The organism is Alteromonas sp. CNT1-28, from assembly GCF_022348345.1.
GTDB classification, from domain to species: Bacteria; Pseudomonadota; Gammaproteobacteria; order Enterobacterales; family Alteromonadaceae; genus Alteromonas; species Alteromonas macleodii.
In genome coordinates, this window is record NZ_JAKREZ010000004.1 from 43,112 (window position 1) to 65,644 (window position 22,533).

General features: G+C 46.5%; 14 protein-coding genes. 9 read left to right on the forward strand and 5 right to left on the reverse strand.

What is annotated here, in order from left to right; all coding sequences use genetic code 11:
- Window positions 1–21: 21 nt before the first annotated feature.
- From MHN02_RS03570 to MHN02_RS03580, 3 genes are all read left to right on the forward strand, one after another.
- The gene (locus tag MHN02_RS03570) at window positions 22–1,269 is read left to right on the forward strand and encodes an ammonium transporter (protein ID WP_014997086.1); all 1,248 of its coding nucleotides are present in this window, start codon (window positions 22–24) and stop codon (window positions 1,267–1,269) included.
- A 221-nt stretch (window positions 1,270–1,490) separates the two neighbouring features.
- A complete protein-coding gene (gene ggt, locus MHN02_RS03575) occupies window positions 1,491–3,182 on the forward strand; it encodes a gamma-glutamyltransferase (protein WP_131137939.1) in 1,692 nt (563 codons plus the stop codon).
- Window positions 3,183–3,366: 184 nt separating this feature from the next.
- On the forward strand, window positions 3,367–4,293 hold the full coding sequence (locus tag MHN02_RS03580) for a Dyp-type peroxidase (protein ID WP_014948006.1): 927 nt from the start codon (window positions 3,367–3,369) through the stop codon (window positions 4,291–4,293).
- A gap of 28 nt (window positions 4,294–4,321) precedes the next feature.
- Here the strand turns inward: MHN02_RS03580 and MHN02_RS03585 are convergent, their stop codons facing one another.
- The 4 genes from MHN02_RS03585 to MHN02_RS03600 form a co-directional block, all read right to left on the reverse strand.
- Window positions 4,322–5,395, reverse strand: coding sequence for an adenylate/guanylate cyclase domain-containing protein (locus MHN02_RS03585; protein WP_131137941.1), 1,074 nt, complete (start codon window positions 5,393–5,395; stop codon window positions 4,322–4,324).
- Between the two features lie 154 nt (window positions 5,396–5,549).
- Window positions 5,550–6,830 (reverse strand): glutamate-1-semialdehyde 2,1-aminomutase, encoded by a 1,281-nt coding sequence (gene hemL / locus MHN02_RS03590; RefSeq protein WP_239244590.1) that lies wholly within the window; start codon window positions 6,828–6,830, stop codon window positions 5,550–5,552.
- A 4-nt stretch (window positions 6,831–6,834) separates the two neighbouring features.
- Window positions 6,835–7,848: an aspartate carbamoyltransferase gene (locus MHN02_RS03595; RefSeq protein ID WP_014948009.1), complete on the reverse strand. Its 1,014-nt coding sequence runs from the start codon at window positions 7,846–7,848 to the stop codon at window positions 6,835–6,837.
- Window positions 7,849–8,011: 163 nt separating this feature from the next.
- Window positions 8,012–8,659 carry a TetR/AcrR family transcriptional regulator gene (locus MHN02_RS03600; protein WP_014975467.1) on the reverse strand — a complete coding sequence of 216 codons (648 nt, stop codon included), beginning with the start codon at window positions 8,657–8,659 and terminating at the stop codon, window positions 8,012–8,014.
- A gap of 129 nt (window positions 8,660–8,788) precedes the next feature.
- Here MHN02_RS03600 and MHN02_RS03605 point away from each other — a divergent pair, with 129 nt between their 5' ends.
- The 3 genes from MHN02_RS03605 to MHN02_RS03615 all read left to right on the forward strand — a co-directional run bounded on the left by MHN02_RS03605 (window position 8,789) and on the right by MHN02_RS03615 (window position 13,935).
- Window positions 8,789–9,928, forward strand: coding sequence for an efflux RND transporter periplasmic adaptor subunit (locus MHN02_RS03605; protein WP_239244592.1), 1,140 nt, complete (start codon window positions 8,789–8,791; stop codon window positions 9,926–9,928).
- Complete coding sequence (locus MHN02_RS03610; RefSeq protein ID WP_239244594.1) at window positions 9,928–13,074, forward strand: efflux RND transporter permease subunit; 3,147 nt, start codon at window positions 9,928–9,930, stop codon at window positions 13,072–13,074. Before MHN02_RS03605 ends, MHN02_RS03610 begins: the two co-directional genes overlap by 1 nt.
- 165 nt (window positions 13,075–13,239) lie before the next feature.
- The gene (locus MHN02_RS03615) at window positions 13,240–13,935 is read left to right on the forward strand and encodes a DUF2982 domain-containing protein (protein WP_239244596.1); all 696 of its coding nucleotides are present in this window, start codon (window positions 13,240–13,242) and stop codon (window positions 13,933–13,935) included.
- Between the two features lie 29 nt (window positions 13,936–13,964).
- On the opposite strand, the gene MHN02_RS03620 is transcribed toward MHN02_RS03615, so the two are convergent.
- Entirely contained in the window at window positions 13,965–17,093 is a 3,129-nt protein-coding gene (locus tag MHN02_RS03620; RefSeq protein ID WP_239244598.1) for a hybrid sensor histidine kinase/response regulator, read from the reverse strand.
- A 326-nt stretch (window positions 17,094–17,419) separates the two neighbouring features.
- On the opposite strand from MHN02_RS03620, the gene parC reads away from it, so the two are divergent.
- From parC to MHN02_RS03635, 3 genes are all read left to right on the forward strand, one after another.
- Window positions 17,420–19,705 (forward strand): DNA topoisomerase IV subunit A, encoded by a 2,286-nt coding sequence (parC, locus tag MHN02_RS03625; RefSeq protein WP_014975471.1) that lies wholly within the window; start codon window positions 17,420–17,422, stop codon window positions 19,703–19,705.
- Between the two features lie 63 nt (window positions 19,706–19,768).
- Window positions 19,769–20,305, forward strand: coding sequence for a heme NO-binding domain-containing protein (locus MHN02_RS03630; RefSeq protein WP_014948016.1), 537 nt, complete (start codon window positions 19,769–19,771; stop codon window positions 20,303–20,305).
- A 12-nt stretch (window positions 20,306–20,317) separates the two neighbouring features.
- Window positions 20,318–22,486, forward strand: coding sequence for a bifunctional diguanylate cyclase/phosphodiesterase (locus MHN02_RS03635; protein WP_239244600.1), 2,169 nt, complete (start codon window positions 20,318–20,320; stop codon window positions 22,484–22,486).
- Window positions 22,487–22,533 lie beyond the last annotated feature (47 nt).

The following is a 22,533-nucleotide window of genomic DNA, read 5'->3' on the forward strand; positions in this document are numbered from 1 at the left end:
ATATTTGCGGAGAAAACCATAATGGAAATCACTTTTGAACTTGGGTATGCGCTAGATACCTTTTATTTTCTAATCTGCGGTGCACTGGTTATGTGGATGGCTGCAGGTTTTGCGATGCTTGAAGCAGGTCTTGTTCGAGCGAAAAACACCACAGAAATTCTAACTAAAAACGTGGCGCTATTCGCTATCGCTTGCACTATGTACATGATTTGCGGTTACGGCATTATGTACGGTGGCGGCGACTGGGGTCCATTCCTAAGCGGTATCATGGCTGATGGCGCAACAGGTGTCGCTGAAGAGCCAGCAACATATGCACCTTCTGCTGACTTCTTCTTCCAAGTAGTATTTGTTGCAACAGCAATGTCTATCGTATCTGGTGCGGTAGCTGAGCGTATGAAGCTTTGGGCATTCCTAGCGTTCGCAGTTGTTATGACGGGCTTCATCTATCCAATGGAAGGTGCTTGGACATGGGGCGGCGAAGCAGTATTCGGTATGTATACGCTTGGCGACCTTGGTTTCTCTGACTTTGCAGGTTCAGGTATTGTTCACATGGCTGGTGCAGCTGCTGCTCTTGCTGGTGTTCTTGTGCTTGGTGCTCGTAAGGGTAAATACACCGCTGACGGTAAAGTAAACGCGATTCCAGGTGCAAACTTACCGCTTGCAACTTTAGGTACATTTATCCTGTGGATGGGGTGGTTTGGCTTCAACGGCGGTTCAGTACTGGCTACTGCAACTGTTGAAAGTGCAAACTCAGTAGCGATTGTATTCATGAACACAAATGCTGCAGCTGCTGGTGGTGCAATTGCTGCACTTATCGTAGCACGCATTCTATTCGGTAAGGCTGACCTAACCATGGTACTTAACGGTGCGCTAGCCGGTCTTGTAGCTATTACAGCAGAGCCTTCAACACCTACACCACTACAAGCTACGCTGTTCGGCGGCCTTGGTGGTATTCTAGTAGTGCTTAGCATCGTTGCGCTTGATAAAGTAAAAATTGATGACCCAGTGGGCGCAATTTCAGTTCACGGTGTGGTAGGTCTTCTAGGTCTTATCCTTGTACCTTTCACTAACGATGGTTCAAGCATCTCTGGTCAGCTAATTGGTGCAGCGACTATCTTTGTATGGGTATTCGTAGTGAGCCTAGTGGTATGGCTAGTGATTAAAGCGGTTATGGGTGTACGTGTGAGCGAAGAAGAAGAATTCGACGGCGTAGACATGAGCGAATGTGGTCTGGAAGCATACCCAGACTTCACAAGCAGCCGTTCGTAAGAGAGTCTCGATTAGGCAACGAAACAACAATAACAATAATGCCTTATTACTTCGTTTAAGCCCCGCTAATGCGGGGCTTTTTTCGTTTCATGCAATGTGTTTTATGACCATTACTGGGCTAAGGAAAAGAGCCTAGGCGTAATGTGACAATAACGCTACACTATGAATCGATAGACTAACGCTAGATTTATTATCGGCAACGTTTTAGTAAAAGGACGGTTATGATTGCAAGTGTGCGACTTCTACCTTTGATACTGGCTTTCTTTAGTATCAGCTGTTTGGGCTATGACAGAATAACGGGGCATCCCTTTGCAAGTCGCTCAGAAGTTATTGCAAAGAACGGCATGGCAGCAACAAGCCAACCATTAGCTACGCAAGTGGCATTGGATATTTTAAAACAAGGCGGCAGTGCAGTTGATGCAGCTATTGCAGCTAACGCCATGTTAGGTTTAGTTGAGCCTACAGGCAGCGGTATTGGCGGCGACCTATTTGCCATTGTGTGGGATGCAAAAGAAGAAAAGCTAGTCGGCTTAAACGCTTCTGGCCGTTCACCCAGACAGTTAACCAAAGCGGTGTTTGCCGAGCGTGGCTTGCATCAAATTCCAAAATTTGGTCCGCTACCCGTTTCTGTCCCTGGCGCTGTAGATGGCTGGTTTGCACTACACGAAAAATTTGGCAAGCTGCCCATGTCTGCGCTGCTTACCCCATCTATCAAATATGCCCGTGAGGGGTTTCCTGTTTCAGAAGTCATTGCCTATTACTGGCAGATGAATCAAGAGCGAATAGGTCACTATGACGGCTTCGCAGAGACTTTTCTTATCGACGGGAAAGTTCCGCAAAAAGGCGATGTTTTTAAAAACCCTGGCTTAGCCGTGACCTATGAAAAGATTGCGACAGGCGGGCGAGATGCTTTTTATAAGGGCGATATCGCACGCACTATCGATGCTTACATGAAGTCCCAAGGCGGCTTTTTGTCATACCAGGATTTGTCATCGCATACCTCGGAGTGGGTAGAGCCCGTTTCTGCTAACTATCGCGGGTATGATGTGTGGGAACTTCCGCCCAACGGACAAGGCATAGCGGCACTACAGATTCTCAATGTGCTTGAGCACTATGATATCGAAGGAATGGGGTTTAACTCAGCAGACTACATCCATACCTTTGTTGAAGCCAAGAAGCTCGCCTTCGAAGATCGCGCTAAGTTCTATGCGGATCCAGACTTCAACGATATTCCAGTCGACTGGTTAATTTCGAAAGAGTATGCCGCTAAGCGCCAGAAGCTCATAGATAATGAACGCGCAGCGAATCGCGTTGATGCGGGTATTTATGAAGGGGATACCATTTATCTGACCGTTGCTGATAAAGAGGGCAATATGGTGTCCTTAATTCAAAGTAACTACCGCGGAATGGGCTCAGGCATGACACCTCCAGGGCTAGGTTTTATTCTTCAAAATAGAGGTGAGATGTTTACCCTTGAAGAAGGGCACTTTAACGAATATCGCCCGGGAAAGCGTCCATTTCACACCATTATCCCGGCTTTTGTAACCAGAAACGGTAAGCCGGTGATGAGCTTTGGCGTGATGGGCGGTGGGACTCAGCCTCAAATGCATGCACAAATTATTGTAAACATTCTCGACTTTGGAATGAATCTGCAGGAAGCGGGGGATGCTCCACGCATACTGCACAGTGGGTCGAGTAGCCCAACGGGCGCGTTGATGACTGATGGTGGCTATGTGAGCTTAGAATCAGGGTTCAGTGAAACCGTTCAGCGAGAGCTAATGGAGCGGGGGCATAAGCTTCAACGCGTGGTAGGCGCGTTCGGTGGCTATCAGGCCATCGCTTGGGACGAGCAGAAAGGTGTCTATTTTGGCGCTTCAGAAACGCGAAAAGATGGACAAGCCGCGGGCTATTAAGCACACTAGTGTAAATAATAGGCGGCGGAGTTAATTTGTTCCCCCGTTTGCTGCTTCGCTTTAAAGGGTTTCAAAGTTTGAAGCAGCCGCTACACTTTACGATAAGGTTCGCACAACAAAGCGCGGCGAATGATCGCCAGCAGCGAAACGTCAGAACAAGGCGTTAATAACAACAAGAGCGGCAATGACACAACCACAAAAAGGCCTCTGCGCTGAGCCAAATTTACATGCACAGTATTTACTACTGAACGTCATTGATGACGATAGCCAAGCCGTACGCGCCAAACTATCTCGCGTGCTGGATATATTCGAGCATTTTGAGAATGAGCACTACGAAGCCATGGTAACCGGCGTTGTCGCTATTGGCACCGGTTACTGGGCTGAGGTATACCCCGGTTTGATACCTGTTGAGCTTGCCCCTTTTCCTGATATGCAGTGTGATGATAGAAGTGCCCCCACCATGCCTTGCGATCTCTTCATTCAAATTCGCGCTGATAGGCTGGATATTTGCCATGCGGTTGGCATTGAAGTGATGGATTTGTTGCGTATTCATGTAGAACTGGTAGAGCAAATAAGAGGGTTTAGGTACTTAGATGGCCGTGACCTCAATGGTTTTCTTTATGGCGCAGACAATCCACGTGGAATGAAGCGCAGACAAGTCGGGATTATTGGCGAAGATGATCCTGATTTTAGCGGTGGCAGCTATGTTCACATACAACGCTATCGCCATGATTTAAGGCGCTGGAATAGTCTTTCAAGCCGTCAGCAAGAACAAGTGATGGGCACCACGCAAGAGCACAATTTGGTAAGTAGCGAACAGTCTGAGTCTTCGCATTGTGTTAGGGCAAGCACTGTTGCGCCCGATGGCGACGAACCAAGGCTAATTAAGCAAGGCATGCCATACGGTGATATGGCCTCTCAAGGCTTATTCTTTGTAAGCTGTAGTGCCAGTGCGCGGCCATTTAAACAGATGCTCCACAGCCAAATATACGGCAACGGTGAAGGCGATTATGACAGATGGCTGGACTTTACCAGTGCTGAAACAGGTGCTGCGTTTTTCGCGCCATCCATTAATTTTATTCGCCAGCAGGCTAAGTTATCTGAGTCCTAAATTTAACCGTCGCTTATGGCCATTGGGATTAGTAGACTAGCGCACCATCCCAATCCTCCTTAAAATCGACGCTTCTGTAAATTCGACAAACATCTATGTGATGATGCGCTAGCGAATCGTTTGGGCTCATAGCGACAGCGGTCTCAAAAAAAGAAATGGCCTCGTCCCACTGCTGATTTATACGGCATGCGATACCTGCGGCAATCTTGGTCTGAACCGCCAACTTCTTTTCCTGCTCACTCTCTGAAAGGTGGCTTAACACCTCGTATATTTCAATTGGCGCTTTTCGTCCTTTCACTCTTACCCAGTCAAGCAAGCGGGTTTTAATTGGGAAGCCAGACCCTATGGTCTGAAGAACTTGGGCACTTACGATAATATCCGCCTCGTATTTGGGGGTTAAAGCTTCTAAGCGAGAAGCAATGTTTACGCTATCGCCAATGACGGTGGTATCCATCCTATCTTCTGAACCTACCGTACCCATAATAACAGGGCCAAAGTGGATACCTATTCCCATATTAATTGGTTCGTAGTTACTGTTCTTTCTATGGCCGTTATATATTGTCAGCGCTTTGCGTAAGTCGAGCGCAGCATTAACCGCATCCATAGCTTTTTGTTGTGAAGATCCTTCGCGATGATCGAACAGCGCCATAATGGCGTCGCCCATGAACTTATCAATAAAACCGTGGTTTTGATGAATAGGATCGTTCATTCTGGTGAAATAAGAATTAAGAAAGTTCATCAACTCTTGTGGCGTAATACGTTCAGAAAAACCGGTAAAGCCTCTGATATCGCAAAACATAATCGCAACGTCGTTTTCAGCCGCATAGCCAAGACCCAGCGCGTCTACGTCAGAATTCGACATGTGCTCCACAAACTGCTTTGGAATGAATTTTTGAAAGGTTTGTGTAAGCCTTTGGGCCTCATCGGCAGCTGTGTGAAAGTGCGTTTCATCGTCGTTTTTTGCGACAGTGGTGGAGACATGACGCCGACGTTTAAATTGGCTAGCTCTGTATGCAAACCGACGGCTGCGCCTTACGTGCAAAATTGTGATAGCGACACTGTAGAGAAAAAGCGCGCAAATAGCGCCAAACTGCCAATCCATTGATAACACCACACCTATAAACTGCTTTTAAATGAAGGCTAATAATCTAGCCCGCGAGGAATTCAAGCGTTACGTATGAGAGAAGCAATGAAGAAGAGGCACTAACACGCCACGGTGGGCGTATTAGTGCAAAAATTACCAGAAAGGAATTAACTTAAAGCGTTGAGAACACTTTATCTGCTGCAGCAAGGGTTTGCTCAATGACTGCAGCGTCATGCGCTTTAGAAACAAAGCCCGCCTCATAAGATGCAGGTGCTAAGTAAACGCCTTGCTCTAGCATACCGTGATAGAACTTGTTGAATTGCTCGGTATTACAGTTAATTGCTTGCTTGTAGTTCGTAACTTTCTCTACGTCAGTAAAGAATATCCCAAACATACTGCCGGCAATATTAGTAGTTAGACTAATATTGTGTTTGTCAGCAAGGGCTTGGAAGCCATCAACTAGCGTTTGCGTATTTCCGAAAATTGAATCGTAAAGTCCAGGCTGCTTTATTTGCGTTAAAGCAGCAAGACCTGCAGCCATTGCTACCGGGTTACCAGAAAGCGTACCCGCTTGGTAAATTGGCCCTGTCGGTGCTATGTGAGTAATAATGTCACGACGGCCACCAAAACAGCCCACTGGCATGCCGCCGCCAATGACTTTACCCAAGCAAGTCAGGTCTGGTTTGATGTTATAACGCTCTTGCGCCCCGCCGCGAGATACGCGGAAGCCTGTCATTACTTCATCAAAAATCAATACGCTGCCATATTGGTCGCAAATAGCGCGAAGTCCTTCAAGGAAGCCTTCCACAGGAGGGATACAGTTCATGTTACCTGCGACAGGTTCAACGATAATGCACGCAATATCATCGCCATGGGCTTCGAAGATTTCTTTTACGCTGTCTAGGTTGTTGTATTCAACGGTAAGCGTATGCTCAGCAACATTTGCTGGAACACCTGGTGAACTTGGTACACCAAGGGTTAGCGCCCCTGAGCCCGCTTTCACTAGCAGTGAGTCGGCGTGCCCGTGATAGCAGCCTTCAAACTTAACAATTTTGTTTCTGCTCGTGTAGCCGCGAGCCAGGCGAATAGCTGACATAGTGGCCTCTGTACCAGAGTTCACCATGCGTACCATTTCCATAGATGGAACCAGTTCGCTAACCAACTCAGCCATGATCACTTCAGCTTCGGTAGGTGCACCGAAAGACAGTCCGTTATACGACGCTTCAATAACCGCTTCGCGAATTTGGGCGTTATTGTGACCTAGAACCATAGGGCCCCAAGACTGAATATAGTCAATATATTGCTTACCATCCGCATCCCACATGTAAGCGCCATCAGCTTTCGTGATGAAGCGAGGTGTACCGCCTACCGCTTTAAAAGCGCGAACGGGTGAATTTACGCCACCAGGAATGGTTTTTTGGGCGCGGGTAAATAGGGCTTCAGATTTTTGCATGTAATTACTTACTCTTATTGCTGTACCAAACAACGTCACGCTCGTACTTAGTGAGAAGGTTTTCTACACCCAGAGTAAGCGCAAACAATGCCATTCTGACAAGTACACCATTGTCGGTTTGTCTAAAAATGGCGAGGTTTGGATTGAGGTTTAGATCGTTATCTAATTCGTTGGCTTCCATACGTGAATCTCGTGGAAGTGGATGCATGATAACGGTCTTCGACTGAAAGTGTTTCGTGTAAATCGACTGATTAAGGCGGAACTTACCTCGGTATTTGTTGGCTTCTTCTTGAGAAGGAAAGCGCTCTTCCTGAATGCGTGTTTGATAGCATATGTCCGCATCCATATTCCCTTCAAGGGTATCGGTAATCGTAAGCTGGTGCCCCGCATTTTCGATGGCGTCTATGATGGGCTGAGGCATGGCCAGCTCTTTTGGCGAAATGAGCGTAAAGCGAATGTTCTTAAACAAACATAACAAGCGAGATAAAGAGTGTACTGTTCGGCCGTAGCGCAAATCACCAATCATGGCGATGTGTAAGCCGTCAATGCCGTGGCCATTGTATTCCAGTTCACGTTTAATCGTGAACAAGTCCAACAGTGCTTGGGTTGGGTGTTCGTTTGCACCATCACCACCGTTGATAACAGGTACACGACTACCTTCGGCAAATTCTGCCACTGAACCCGCCGCAGGATGTCGCATTGCAATAATGTCGGAATAGCCGCTCAGCACACGGGCTGTGTCGTACAATGACTCACCTTTAGCCAGCGCAGAGCTCGACATGCCGGTGGTTTCTCTAACTTCACCACCTAAAAGGTTGAATGCGGTACCAAAGCTAACTCGCGTACGAGTACTTGGCTCAAAGAAAAGGTTACCGAGAATGGCGCCATCTAGCACGGTTGTGCGCTTTTGTCGTTTGGCATAGGGTTGCATGGAATTGGCAACTGAGAACACTTTCTCAATGGCCTCGCGATCGAATTGATTAACCGAAAGAATGTGGTTACCGGTAAAGTCAGACATGCGCTTCTCAATCATCAACGAAAACGGCGCTAGTTTATAATACCGCTGGGGTTAAGTCATTAGCGCAACGTTAATCTTGCCTTACGTTTTTCTCAGTTTGGCGTTTTATTGAAAAGGGCTTTCCAAAAATCAAAATGCAAGTGTGCATGTGCGCATATGTCGGCTAATTGTGTTGCTGAGTATAGTGGGTAAAGAGTAAAAGGATCTTTTCAGCCGCGCTATTTACGTGGGCTGTAATCGCTTCGTCTTGAAGCGGAGACTGTATGCCGCACAGCATCATGGTGTGATATTCCCCCTTAAGCAGGGCGCAATAGTCAACTGCCAGCTGTTGGGCGATATCACGGCTTAAGCTACCTTCTCCGAACTTCTCTATGACATCACTCAATGTAGATAGGGAAGCTTCGGGGCCAGCCTGATAAAAAAGTGTTGCCACATGAGGGCTATTTACCGCTTCAGCTATAATTACTCGAAAGATAGCAATGGCTTCAGGATCTTGTAATAGTCGCACAAACTGACAGCCAACTTTTCGTAAACATTCTAATAGTGAGAGTGAGCCTGAAGTGGCGTCGATAAGTTGCTGGGTGTCGAGTTGGTATGATCTGCATTTCGATGAGATTGCTGCTTTAAAGAGAGCATCTTTTCCTTCGAAATGAGAATAGACCGTTTGTTTAGACACACCTGAGGCTTTAGCCACAGTGTCCATAGATGTGTTGGCAAAACCCTCTTTTAAGAACAGGCAAGACGCTGCATGCAATATAAGATGGTATTTCTCTTCGCTTTTAGGTCGGCCTTGCTTTCGAGTGGTAGCCACGTTCGTTCTCACTTTATTGACGAATATTTAAATATCAAACTGGACGGTCTAGTATTTATATACTAGCATAGCACAATAAGTATGCAAATATAGCCCAGAGCAAACGCTAAACTGGTTAAAGGAAATGTTATGACTGCTGCAACGACGCCTTCTAAAAGTGGCAAACTCTCACTTATTATCGCTATTGCCGTTTTTACTGCAGCGTTGGTCATTCTTTTGATGACAGCAGGGCTTGGCAATGCGACACAAACGCCAGAGGCAAGAGTTCCCGTTGCAGTGTCCACTGGAACAGTCAAAATTCAATCGGGCTTTGAAACTCCAATCAATGTTTTTGGGCTAATCGAATCCCCGCGGGCCACTTCGCTTTCATTCGATATGGCAGGGCAAGTCAATACATTACTTGTAGAAGAGGGCGATGTAGTAAGCAAGGGAGATGTTCTAGCCCGTCAAGATATTCAGCGTCTCAATGCCAGAAAACGTGAGCTTCAAGCCTCACTTGAGCGTGCGAACGCCGACCTTGAACTTGCTAGAGTAAACAGCGAAAGAACCACGTCGTTGGTTGAGAAAAAGCTAGAATCAGCGCAGCGACTAGACGAAACCAAGGCAAGTCTCAATGTCGCTAAGGCCCAAGTTAGTGAAATGCAGGCCGCCCTTGAATCACTGAATGTAGAAATAGAAAAAACGACCCTTATTTCTCCCTTCGATGGCGTAGTCAATCGACGCTTTTTTGATGAAGGCAGTGTAGTTAGCGCTGGAACCCCGGTGTTTGGAATTACAGGCATAGAGAATTATCAGGCACGTTTCGCGGTACCTGCCGATGTTGTGGATCAGTTTGACCTTAATGAGCCGGTGCTGGTTAGCGTCGGGGATATTGATGTGGCGGGTACTGTTACGCAACGTTTACCTGTTCGCAACGTGCAAACGCGAACCATTGATATTTTAGTGACATTAAATAGTAATGAGCGGGTACGCCCCGGTGATATGGCTATTTTATCTGGATTTCGTTCTCACTCTGAGACAGGAAGTTGGCTGCCTGTTAACGCGCTAAGCAACGGCTTGCGCGGTTTGTGGCGCGTATTTGTTTTATCAAACGAGCAAACCGCCACCCTTGAAGCCCGTGTAGTGGAAGTTGTATATACCGACGGAAACAACGCGTTTGTGCGCGGAGCGCTTAAAGATGGAGAGATTTACGTAAGCGAAGGTACACACAAACTCGCACCTGGCCAAATGGTATCAATCCCCAGTCAACATCAAGCTGGGGCACGCTAATGAAGTCATTTAACTTCGGCTCAGATAAATCTTATCCATGGTACACCTTATTTTACCGACGAGGGCATTTACTCATACTGAGTCTTCTGGTGCTAGTCACAGCAGGGTTGTCAGCATTAGGCTCTCTGCCGCGTATTGAGGACCCGCGAATAGATACGCGAAACGCATTAATCATCACTCAATACCCAGGCGCATCGGCGGAACGGGTAGAGGCTTTGGTTAGTGATGTGCTTGAAGACAGGCTTAGAGAAATATTTGAAATAAAGGAAGTGAAGTCCACGTCGCGTGCTGGTATCTCCATCATTCTCATAGAGACGCAAGACTGGATAAATAATTCAAGTAACGAACAATTATTCAGTGAAATTCGCGATGCCATTGGCGCTGCCGCCGAGTCATTCCCTGAAGGTGCAATGGCGCCAGTTTTCGATGAAAAGCGCGGCGCGACAGCGTTCACTTTATTGCTATCTGTGCGAGCAGACCACTTTGAAAATACCCCTATTACACTCACCGCGCGTTTGGCTCAAGAACTTACAGACAGGCTGCGAAACGTTAACGGCACTGAGCTAGTGCGTGTATACGGCGCACCGCAGGAAGAGATTAGCGTCAATATCGACCCTATTAAGCTTGCCGCAACGGGTCTTACCTTACAGCAAGTAAGCAATTTAATAAGCCGCGCCGACCCCAAATTGCCTGCGGGAATGCTTAACTCCCAGCAAAGTAATTTGCGCTTTACAGTGGGAGAGGGCTTAAATGGCGTGAACATGATTGCTTCAATTCCCTTAGTTAACGAGCAAGGCCGCTACCTACGGGTAGAAGACGTCGCTACAGTGGAGCGCAGTTTTACTACCCCTCGCAACGAAGTGGCATTTCTAAATGGTGAAGAGTCTATATTTGTGGCAGCGCGTATGCAGCCGTCACTGCGTTCTGATGTATGGACAGAAAATGCATTAGCAGTAGTGGAGCAGTTCAATAAAGACTTCAGCGGAACCTTAACCGCTACCGTCGCATTTGAGCAAAACGAATATACCGCTACTCGCCTTGCTGACTTATCGATGAACCTGCTTATGGGGTGCGCCGTGGTCATGATGGTTATTCTACTTTTCATGGGGTTTCGTGCTGCGTGGATTGTGGGCCTGGCACTTCCCTTATGCGCCGCTTTTGCCTTGTTCTCTTTAAGTTTTTACGACGAGCAAATTCACCAAATGTCTATCTTTGGCATGATCATCGCCATTGGTTTACTAATCGATAATGCCATTGTTATTACCGATGAAATTCGCATTAATTTACAAGATCCTAATTTAACGCGAGTAGGTGCTATGGCCAAAAGCGTTTCACATCTATTTGTACCGCTGCTGGCTTCAACGCTGACGACTATTTTAGGCTTTATGCCCATCTTTCTTTTAGATGGAAACATCGGTGACTTTGTTGGCCCGATTGCCATTAGCGTGGTGATGGCACTTATTGGCTCGCTGTTTATTTCTCTTACTATCATTGCAGCCCTCGCTGCCCGATTTTTGCCAAAGCACGACAATAGTTCGCAACGTGAAATAGCATCGAAGGCGTGGTGGAAAGTGGGACTACAAGCGCCAGAGCTCAGTCTCGCTTTTAAAAAGCAATTGGGTAGATGGGTTAAACAGCCAATTTTGGTGTTACCGGTTATTGCTATCCTTTGTTTATCGGGTTTTGTATTGTCGGGCACCTTGGCCAATGTGTTTTTCCCAAGTGCAGATAGAGACCAGTTCGAAGTGTACCTGTGGACCAAAGAAGGGAGCAGTATCGACAACACAACGAGCTATGTTAAAAAAATAGATGGTGCTATTCGCAGTGAGCAAGGCGTGAAACAAGTTAGTTGGTTAGTCGGGGGCTCTGCGCCGTCGGTGTACTACAACCAGATGATGACGCGTGACAACATGCCTTATTTCGCAAATGCTGTGGTGTCGACAGATACAGTGGATGACGCTGTTGCGCTAGTGGGCAAACTACAACAAGAGCTTGATAGCGCGTATCCAGAAGTACAAATTGTAGTGCGAGCCTTTGGGCAGGGTCCGCCTATTGCGGCGCCTGTTGAGGTAGAGATTTTCGGCCCTGATCTGAATGTGTTGAATGACCTAGGCGACAAAGTACGCATGTTAATGTCTGAAGTCGACGGCATTTCTCAGTCTATAACCAGCGTTTCAATGGGAGAACCCGAGCTTAAAATAAACGCGGACAGCGATAACCTGTCTTACTTGGGGCTTACGCTTTCCGAGCTTGCCAATCAAATGCAGATAAACTTTTCAGGTATTACCGGTGGTTCTGTTTTGGAAAGCACAGAAGAAATTCCTGTACGCGTAAGGCTAGACGAGGCGTATAGACAAAATGTAACGGGCGTAGACGCCATGCCAATTCCGGTTGCAGGAGACAATGCTATTTCTTGGTCGCCACTTGCTGCTGTAACAAACTTAACGCTTCAGCCTGCAACCAGCAGTATTACGCGCCTTGATGGCGAAAGGCTCAACCGTATTCAGGCGTTTTTGCTTCCTGGTGTCCCGGCCATTGATGCAAGTAATCATTTGCGAGATCTGCTCGAAAGTCGATTAATTCTTCCCGAAGGATATCGTATTCATTTAGCGGGAGACGCTGATGAACAGCAGCAAGCATTAGGTAAATTAGCGACCTATGCGCCGGTGCTGTTGGTTCTTATGGTAACAACGCTCATTCTGACTTTTACCAGCTTGCGCATGGCGGGTGTAATCGGATTAGTGGCAATACTTTCTGTAGGGCTGGGTATGTTCAGTCTTTGGATATCTGGATTGCCGGTTGGGTTTAATCCGCTGCTAGGTTGTGCTGGCCTTATTGGCGTAGCAATCAACGGATCGATAGTGGTCATTGCCGCTATCAACGCGAACCCCAAAGCAAAGCAGGGAGACACGAAAGCCATTGTTGAAGAAACCATGAGCTGTAGCCGCCATATTTTATCGACTACTTTCACGACGGTAGGTGGATTGATTCCCTTGCTATTGTTCAGTGAAGGTAGCTTTTGGCCGCCGTTGGCCGTGGTGCTGGCTGGTGGAGTAGGATTCTCGGTAATCTTGTCGTTAGTCTTTACGCCAACTATAGTGGCTGCTTTTCAAAGATACCGTTATAGAAATCACACATTGGCATAATTTTACGGTTAAACTATCCCTTTTTAACCCACGTATAAATTTGGCTTACTTAGCGTATGCGAAAATCAAATCCTCTTTTGCGTTGGTGGCAAACCGACTGCGTGAAGTGTAAACGCATGAGACTTTATATCGTTTGGGCCGTAATCATGTTGGTGGTGTATTTTTATGTCTGGTACTAGTGTCGAACCAATCTATATCCGAGCTGCCTCGAAAAGTAACGGTATTACTAGCCTGGTGCTAGGCTGTATCGGTTTGTGTGTTGCGGCACTGTGGTTAGCCTTTCTTCCCGATTGGCTGTTCTTAGCGGGGATTTTCATCACCAGTGCCGCGTTAGTGTGCTTGCTCGTAGGGTACTTCAAAATTCGTGAGCCCGACTATAGTTTGGAAATAGCCAAAGACTATATTACTTATCGCCACCGTCTGGGCAGTTGGCGTATTCACTGGGACAACCTGCTGCGCGCAGATTGCCCCCGTGTTCGTCATGGGCTGGAGCATATTCCCCTTGAAACCATCGGTTTCAAAATCAAAAGTTACACGGATTTCCTCAATACGATTTCACCACGGCTTGCAACGCACTTGTTAATGGAGCAGCGGCCATTGCTAATGCAGAACACAGATGAGAATTGCGCCTCTGGAAGCTGTTATGAGCAATCTATGTTTGACGATAAGCAGTACGTTATGGAAGACGGGACCATCATTAAAGGCATTAAAGCTATGCTGGCACATCGTATGGTAGAGCTAAGAAAGCGCCTTGGGTATGATGTTTTTATCGCGAGCTCAGAGCTAGATAGGGATGCCAGCGAGTTTGCAGGACTTATTGCTCAGTGCCAGAAAGCAAGGCAGTCTTCTGAAGCCAGCTAAGCTCATCGTAGCAATTAGACTTTATTTGCCTAGCTGCGGCTGTCCTTCAATTTACTCTCGTTAAGCACTTTCTTGGCTTCGGCAATAAGGGCTGGTAAGTTTTCCTCGACTAGCTTGTGCTGACCAAGTTTAAGTGAGCTCTCTGTTTCGTTGGCTAAATGCTGCATGCGCGGCAGACCTGTATAGCAACACGCACCGTGTAGTTTGTGAACTTCGGTCTTAAGCCCATTGTAATCTTGATCGTCCCAAAGCGCCGAAAGTGTCTCGATAGTTTCGGGCAGTAACGCAATAAAACTGTCTAACATTTCTTTTGCTGTATCTTGATTTTGATTCGCTCGTTTAAGTGCTAGCTGCCAGTCGATAGAGGGAAAGACGATTTCACCGGGCTCAACATTGTGGCACCACGAATTGATAAGCGTAATAAGTAGCTCAACCTCAATAGGCTTAGGTAAGTAATCGTCCATGCCAGAGGCAAGCAGTCTTTCTTGCTCTTCTTTAAATGCGTGGGCTGTCACGGCCACTATTGGGGTACCCATATTCAACGGTGATTTACGAATTTCTCGGGTGGCCTGCAGTCCGTCCATGCCTGGCATCTGCACGTCCATGAGAATTAAGTCAAACTCTTGAGTCTGGCATTGATTGACGGCGTCTTGTCCACTAATCGTTGTGGTTAGCTCGACAGGAGAATGATCGAGCCACGTATGCAGCAGTTTAAGATTCATTTCCATGTCATCAACGGCAAGAATTTTAGCTTTTGGTAGCGTGCCTATTTTCTCTTGCATCGCATTTTTAGCTGGCGTTGTATGGTGGTGCACCAGGCTATCTAACTTGGTAAGCGTCATCGGCATACGCGCTTGTGAATGGAAATGTTGCGACAGGCTTGGGTATTGCGCAAAAGGTTCAGGGCCGGAATACCAAAGGATGCGCTTTTGCGCAGGGAATTGTACAAAACGACTTAAATAGGTATCCCGCAATCCCATCTTACTTACCGGCACAGTTGCCATGAAAAAGTCGTACTGGCCTTTAAGTGACATCAAATAATCCAGCGATTCAACAGAGGTAACCTGCGCACCCAAAATCGATAACATGCTTGCACTTGAGCGACGTGTTGCAGGTACCGGGTCGAAAATAACCACGTTCTTACCTTTCCAGTCTTCACTACTAGTTAGCGCATATTTCTGGCTTAACTGGTTCATACGTAGTGAGACGTTAAACGTAGAGCCTTGGCCTAATACGCTTTTTAGTGTTAGATCACCGTTCATTAAGCGAACCAGCTCTCGACTGATCACTAGACCTAATCCAGTGCCTTGGTAATTACGGTTAAGGGCGTCGTCTACTTGCGAGAAGGCGTTAAATAGCTTTTTTCTGTCTTGTCGGCTTATTCCGATACCTGTGTCTTCAACGGTAATATTTACTTCGTGAATACCATGAGGAAGCGAGCGTCCGCTCACCGAAAACGTAATGGTACCGCTGGACGTGAATTTAAGTGCATTACTTAACAAGTTATTGAGCACTTGCTTAATACGAAACACATCGCCAATGAGCTTTTCAGGGAGCGGGTGCAAATCAAATACAAATTCGATGCGCTTGCTGTGGGAAGATTTAGCCATGATAGTGACCATTTCTTCGAGCAGCTTATTGGGCGAGAAAGGCTGATTATTAATTTGCAGTTTACCTGCCTCAATCTTAGAGAAGTCGAGAATGTCATTTACGATTGTTAGCAGGTTGTCGGCGGCTGTGTTAACAATTCTTACCTGCTCTTGCTGATCCGTGGGCAGCGACGCATTGTTTAACTCTCTGCTAAATCCCAAGATAGCATTAAGCGGCGTGCGAATTTCATGGCTCATATTGGCCAGGAATTGAGATTTAACGTTACTTGCCTTTATCGCGTCTTTACGGGCAATATCTAAACGCGCATTCTGCTCTTCAATCAGCTCCATATTATTGCGTAAATCGTTAGTTGCCTGCTCAACTTCGCTTTCTAGTTGCCCTCTGCTTTTCTCCATTAACGCAAATGAAAAGAGGCCTGCTTCTAAGAAAACACCCACCTGAAAACAATAGGTGGTGAAGTCGTTGGAAGGTAAAATTCCGATAAGGCTTAACATGCCAATAATCGCACCGGTGGCGAGCATACTCCATGCAAATATGAAGTAACGCGCGGGCTTAAACTTATTGAAAAATGCTTCGAACCCGGCGTAGATATAACTCAATATCGCCACAAGACCCACGCCGTATACTAGGTTGTTCTTCCAAATAGAAGGAAGCAGATCGACGAAGCACACCAGCCCTGTTAACGCTTGGCAAACCAACAATAAGTTAATGACAGGATGTGCCGTGGGAGAGTGCTTTTCCGTTTCCAAAAACGTCTTGGTAAAAAAGCCTGAGCTTATACCAATAATTACGAATATCAGCTCGGAATGCCCAACCAGCCAAGAGGGGATCCCCTGACTAAACAGCAAGTGCGTATGGCCGCCCCACACAAACTGCCACAAAATAACCGCAGCGATATAGCCAACATAGGCAATCAGACTTTTTTCCCGCACGCCAAAAAATAGAGCAAGGTTATAAATAGCGAGAATAAGCAATCCGCCGTAGAAAAAGCCCCAGAGCAAGCTGTCCATTTGGAAGTAGCTGCTATGTAGCGGTTCGGCTTGAATTCGAAGTGGTGCAATTAGGCTAGATGAGCGACTTTCAATGCGTATGTAAAGGTCGACAGGATCGCTATCAGGCAGCTCAACACGAAAGGTTGGAACACGAAAACGCTGTTCTTTTTGAGCTTTCCCCTGATGGCTTTGCTTTATTACCTTGCCGTTTTGCACCAAATAAAAATCAACACTGTCGAGTTGGCTGAAATTTATTGAGAACACCCAGTGTTTATCGTTTGAAACATTGGCAACAGAAGTGAGTAGCCACATGCCATTATTACGAAACCCAAAGTTAGGGTTGTCATGGGGATGCATAAGGAAGTCATTGCGCCTTCGTGATACATCGCTGATAGTAAGCTGATAATCGGTTTCAAATAAAAAATACAGAGAGTCTGATAAATCTAGCGTACTTTCTTCATCGAAGAGCTGCTCGATATGCTGCGCGCTGGCATTCGAAGGCAGGTAACTGCCTACAACAAGAAATAAAAAAAAGAATACGCGAAAGATAGCCATGATTATCTGTACTTACGTTACCGTTTGATTAGGGGCTTTATTATTTTTTAGTTTTACTCGTAAGAGTGAAAATTGAACGGCAAATTTCACCCAATGCTATTTAACCACTCTCTTTGAAGAATAACAAAACAAACCCTCACCCCATACAATGAGTAAGACCCAAAAGTCGCGACAATTGGTTTCAAGGATTGCACACAAATGCGGTTTACCCCACAATAGCCTTTAACGTTCGCGAGCTTTCACTAAGTGGTGCGCTAAATTGACCACAATAGACAGCCTAACTAGCACGAGCGCATTGGTATTAATAACAAAACGAAAAAACTATCATGAGTGACGAGATCATCATTAATCGCGATGGGGTAGAGCAACTTCCTCTTCGACGTTTCACCGAAGACGCTTATCTAAACTATTCCATGTACGTCATCATGGACCGTGCACTTCCACATATTTCGGATGGCTTAAAGCCTGTTCAGCGACGCATCATTTATGCGATGTCAGACCTAGGGTTAAATGCAAACGCCAAATATAAAAAATCGGCGAGAACCGTAGGTGATGTGCTGGGTAAGTTTCACCCTCACGGCGATTCTGCCTGTTATGAGGCGATGGTGCTCATGGCTCAGCCTTTCTCTTATCGCTACCCTTTAGTAGATGGTCAAGGTAACTGGGGGGCGCCGGATGATCCGAAATCGTTTGCTGCCATGCGTTATACGGAAGCTAAGCTCTCGCGCTTCTCTGAGGTGCTGCTGAATGAACTTGGACAAGGTACGGTAGATTGGGTACCTAATTTTGACGGTACGCTAAACGAGCCTAGCGTGCTTCCAGCTCGCTTGCCACATATCCTATTAAATGGCGTGACAGGGATTGCCGTTGGCATGGCGACGGATATTCCTCCTCACAACGTGAGAGAGTTGGCCAACGCGTGTGCCATGTTGTTAGACAACAGCAAAGCCGAGCTTAGCGATGTGCTAGAACACGTTAATGGACCTGACTATCCTACCGAAGCTGAAATTATTACGCCAAAGTCTGATATTCAAAAGCTGTACGAGACTGGGCGTGGTTCTATAAAAATGCGCGCGGTGTACATGGAAGAAAACGGTGATGTTGTTATTACCGCTCTACCTCACCAAGCGTCTGGTGCCAAGATACTAGAGCAAATTGCCGCGCAAATGCAGGCGAAAAAGTTACCGATGGTAAGCGATCTCCGAGACGAATCGGATCATGAAAATCCAACCCGTTTGGTGATTACGCCTCGCTCAAATCGCATTGATGTAACTCAGCTGATGCAGCATTTATTTGCAACTACCGACCTAGAGAAAAACTACCGTGTCAACTTGAACATGATTGGCCTAGACGGTCGCCCTCAGGTGAAAGACTTACGTACGATTTTGTCTGAATGGCTGCAGTACCGAAAAGATACCGTGACGCGCCGCTTGCAATACCGTTTAGATAAAGTGTTAGCGCGTTTGCATATTTTAGAAGGTTTATTAATTGCGTTTTTGAATATCGATGAAGTTATCGAAATTATTCGCACGTACGACAAACCAAAACCAGAATTAATGGCGCGATTCGGTTTAAGTGACACACAAGCGGAAGCAATTCTGGAATTGAAGCTTCGTCACTTAGCCAAGTTAGAAGAAATGAAGATTAAAGGCGAGCAAGATGAACTTGCAGAAGAGCGCGACAAGCTCCAGCAGCTTCTAGGCTCAGATCGCCGCCTTAAAACCCTAATTAAGAAAGAAATCCTTGCAGACGCTGAAAAGTACGGTGACGACAGACGTTCACCTATTGTTGAGCGTGGTGAAGCTAAAGCGCTGTCTGAAAAAGAGCTGGTACCTGCTGAGTCTGTAACTGTTGTGCTGTCAGAAAAGGGCTGGGCACGCTGTGCGAAAGGTCACGATATCGATGCGGAAGGTTTAAGCTACAAAGCTGGTGATGCCTATTTATCCAGCGCCGAAGGCAAGAGCAATCAGCCTGCCGTGTTTATGGACAGTTCAGGTCGTACTTTCTCTTGTGACGCTCACGGGTTGCCGTCTGCACGAAGTCAGGGGGAACCGCTAACCGGGCGCTTCAGCATAGTGGGTGGCGAGTCATTCCAACACGTCATTATGGCGCAAGACGAAAGCAAATTCTTAGTAGGTTCTGATGCAGGCTACGGCTTTGTCGGCACATTTAAAGATATGGTGAGTAAGAACAAGGCAGGTAAAGCCTACTTATCATTGCCTACTGCGGCGAAAGTGATGAAACCAACACCGGTTACAAATCCAGACTCCGATTGGTGCCTAAGTATTTCTAATGAAGGTCGCATGCTCATGTTCCCACTACGCGACTTACCAAGTTTAGGTAAAGGGAAGGGGAACAAGCTTATCAATATTCCTTCTGCAAAATCGCAATCTCGAGAAGAGTACGTGAAGGTGCTTGCTGTTGTACCTGATGGTGCCGCAATTAAAGTGGGAGCCGGTAAGCGCAACATGACACTGACGGCTGACGACCTTACCCACTATCAGGGAGAAAGAGGCCGAAGAGGGAATAAATTACCGCGAGGACTACAGCGGGTTGATACGGTTGAAGTTGTCTTACCCAGCAAGGACGAAACATCTGAAGATTTGTCATAAAGTTTAAGTTGTTCTTATGCTTAGGTGAACTACACTCAAAAAGGGATTAGATGAGGAATTTACATGCTAGGCATAGTTTTTACATCGTTAATCGATATGCTCGAGGAGAAAGTTTCTCCTGAGTTTGCTGACGATGTCATCATGGAAGCTGGGTTAGAAAACGACGGCGCTTATACCGCAGTGGGCTATTACCCGTTTGAACAAATGCAACGCCTGTTAGGTGTGCTGGTGGAGAAAACGGGTAAGTCAGCTAACGAGCTACTCTACGATTTCGGCTATTACTTATTTGGTAAGTTAGGTGCAGTGCATGGCGACGTGCTGGCCAATACAGAAGGCATGTTGGATATGCTGGAGCACTTGGACGGCGACATTCATGTTCAGGTTAAGAAGCTCTACCCAGACGCCGACCTACCCCGATTTACGGTGATATCCAGAACCGATAATACCATGCGCTTACAGTATTATTCTGAAAGAGAATTATATCCTTTAGCAGAAGGCTTGATGGACGCAGCCGCAGCTCACTACAACTGCACCCTGGAAAGGGAAACCCATCAACTAGATACGCCTCATACCTACGAATTTAGTATATCTCTCGTTTAACGGAGGCATGTTATGTCAGATGGAACAACGCATAGCACGCCTTCTGGTAGCGACCGCGCTGCGTTACTTGAAAGGCGTTTAAAGCGAGAGCGAAATGCGAGAGAGCAAGCCGAAGCTTTGCTGAGAGAAAAGACACAAAGTTTGTATGCTACGCTTCAAAAAAGCCAAAGTGCACAGAAAGATTTGGAACTTGCACTATGGGCGTCGCAGGAGTCTTTTTGGAATTGGGAGGCAGAGAATGACATTATGGAATTTCGCTCATTCTCACTACATTCTGAAAGTGTATCTACCTGGTCAGGCACCTTAATTGAGCTTCTAGAGCGGGTACATGAGGACGATTTAGACGGTCTGCAGTTTCACTGGAGCATGGCGCTACACGGCAATCGTGACCGTATAGAGTTTTCTTTTCGCTTAAAGCTCGACAGCGATTTTCAGTGGGTAAGGCTGCGCGGGCGCGTGCTAAAGCGTGGAAAAGCGGGTGAAGCGCTTCAAATTGTTGGTACTACAAAAGACATTACTCAACAGCGAAAAGCTGAACAATCGTTTCACTTAATGGCCTCTGCTTTTGCGAGCTCACGTGAGCCCATGTTAGTGCTCTCACCTGATCTTGTTATCACAGAATGTAACGATGCATATATTCAGCTGATTGCTGCGCCTTTCAAAGAGCAATGCATTGGTTTGGATTTCAACCAAATATTCATTGCTGAGAAAGTCGATAAAGTGCAGTTGGCGCTTGATAAACAAATTCGCTTCGAGTCAAAAGTGAAGACGCAAAACGGTGAAATTAAGGTTGTCGATATCTCGGTGGCTTTGTTTGAGACCTACCAGCAAACGTCATCTTATTTGATTGCCACAATGCGCGACATCAGCGATAGAAAACGCAACGAAGCCAAACTACGTCAACTGGCATTGCACGATGAGTTAACCGGCCTTTCCAATCGCAATTCGCTGCGTGAGTCCATCTCCGGGTTAGTACAAAAAGAACAGCACTTTATTTTGGTCTTTATTGATCTGGACGGGTTCAAAGCAATTAACGATAACGCAGGGCATGAAAGAGGGGATATTGAGCTTCAGCGCGTAGGAGCGCTCCTTACTGCCATATTCGGCCCGATAGGGGAAGTCGGCAGGTGGGGTGGTGATGAGTTTATTGCCGTATTGCCTAATCAGAATGTTGAGGAAATTGCTGAACGCTCTGAGCGGCTTATCAGCCAGATAGAAGAAGACGCCATAACCGTAAAAACGTCGGAGCTTAGGCTGTCTGCCAGTATTGGTATTGCTGAATTTCCAGAACATAGTGATAACCTAGAAAGCTTGGTGCAGTGTGCCGACGCCGCAATGTACCGTGCGAAAGAGCTGGGTAAAGGGCAGGCGTTTATTTACGAGTCAGGTCTCTATGAGAGCATGACCCAGCAGGTCAGTATGGTGAATGACTTGCGCAGAACGGTAGAGAACCACCTTCTCGATTTCTATATTCAGGGTAAATACGATCTAAACGGCGAGTTAAAGGGCGGTGAAGTACTGTGTCGCTGGATTTCAGGCTTGCACGGTGTTGTATCGCCAGCAGTGTTTATTCCCATAGCAGAAGAGCACAAGCTGGACAGCGCTATTGGTCTTCAAGCGCTGGAAGCGGCATGTGATTACATTTCAATAATGGAATCGCAGCAGGGTGACGCCATTCCTTTGTCTGTGAATATCAGTGCTAACCAGATGCTTGACCCAGAATTTCCAAATCAGGCAATGTCTATCTGTATGGATAATGATGTGTCTCCCGAATTTATTGAACTAGAGCTCACTGAGTCGGTCTTTATTCGCGATGAAAAATCAGCACTTAGAGCATTAAACACGTTGAGAGAGCATGGGTTTAGACTGTCTCTGGATGATTTTGGCAGTGGCTTTTCATCTCTTAGCTACTTGCGAAGTTTCCAGTTTGAAGTGGTTAAGGTGGATAAAAGCTTAATTCAGGGTATTCACCAAGATAGCAAAGCCAATGCGCTATTTAATGGTTTGATAGCCATGTTAAAGAGTTTGCAAATAGATGTGGTGGCTGAAGGCGTAGAGTTGGAGTCTTATTTGCCTTTCATGGAGCAGGCCGACATTCAGCTAATGCAGGGGTTTTACTTTGATAAACCAATGCCTTACGATCAGTTCTTGGCAAGGCATACTACAGAGCCTAATCGGTAATGTCTTCAGCTAAGCATAAACAAAAAAAGCCCTATCGGGCTTTTTTT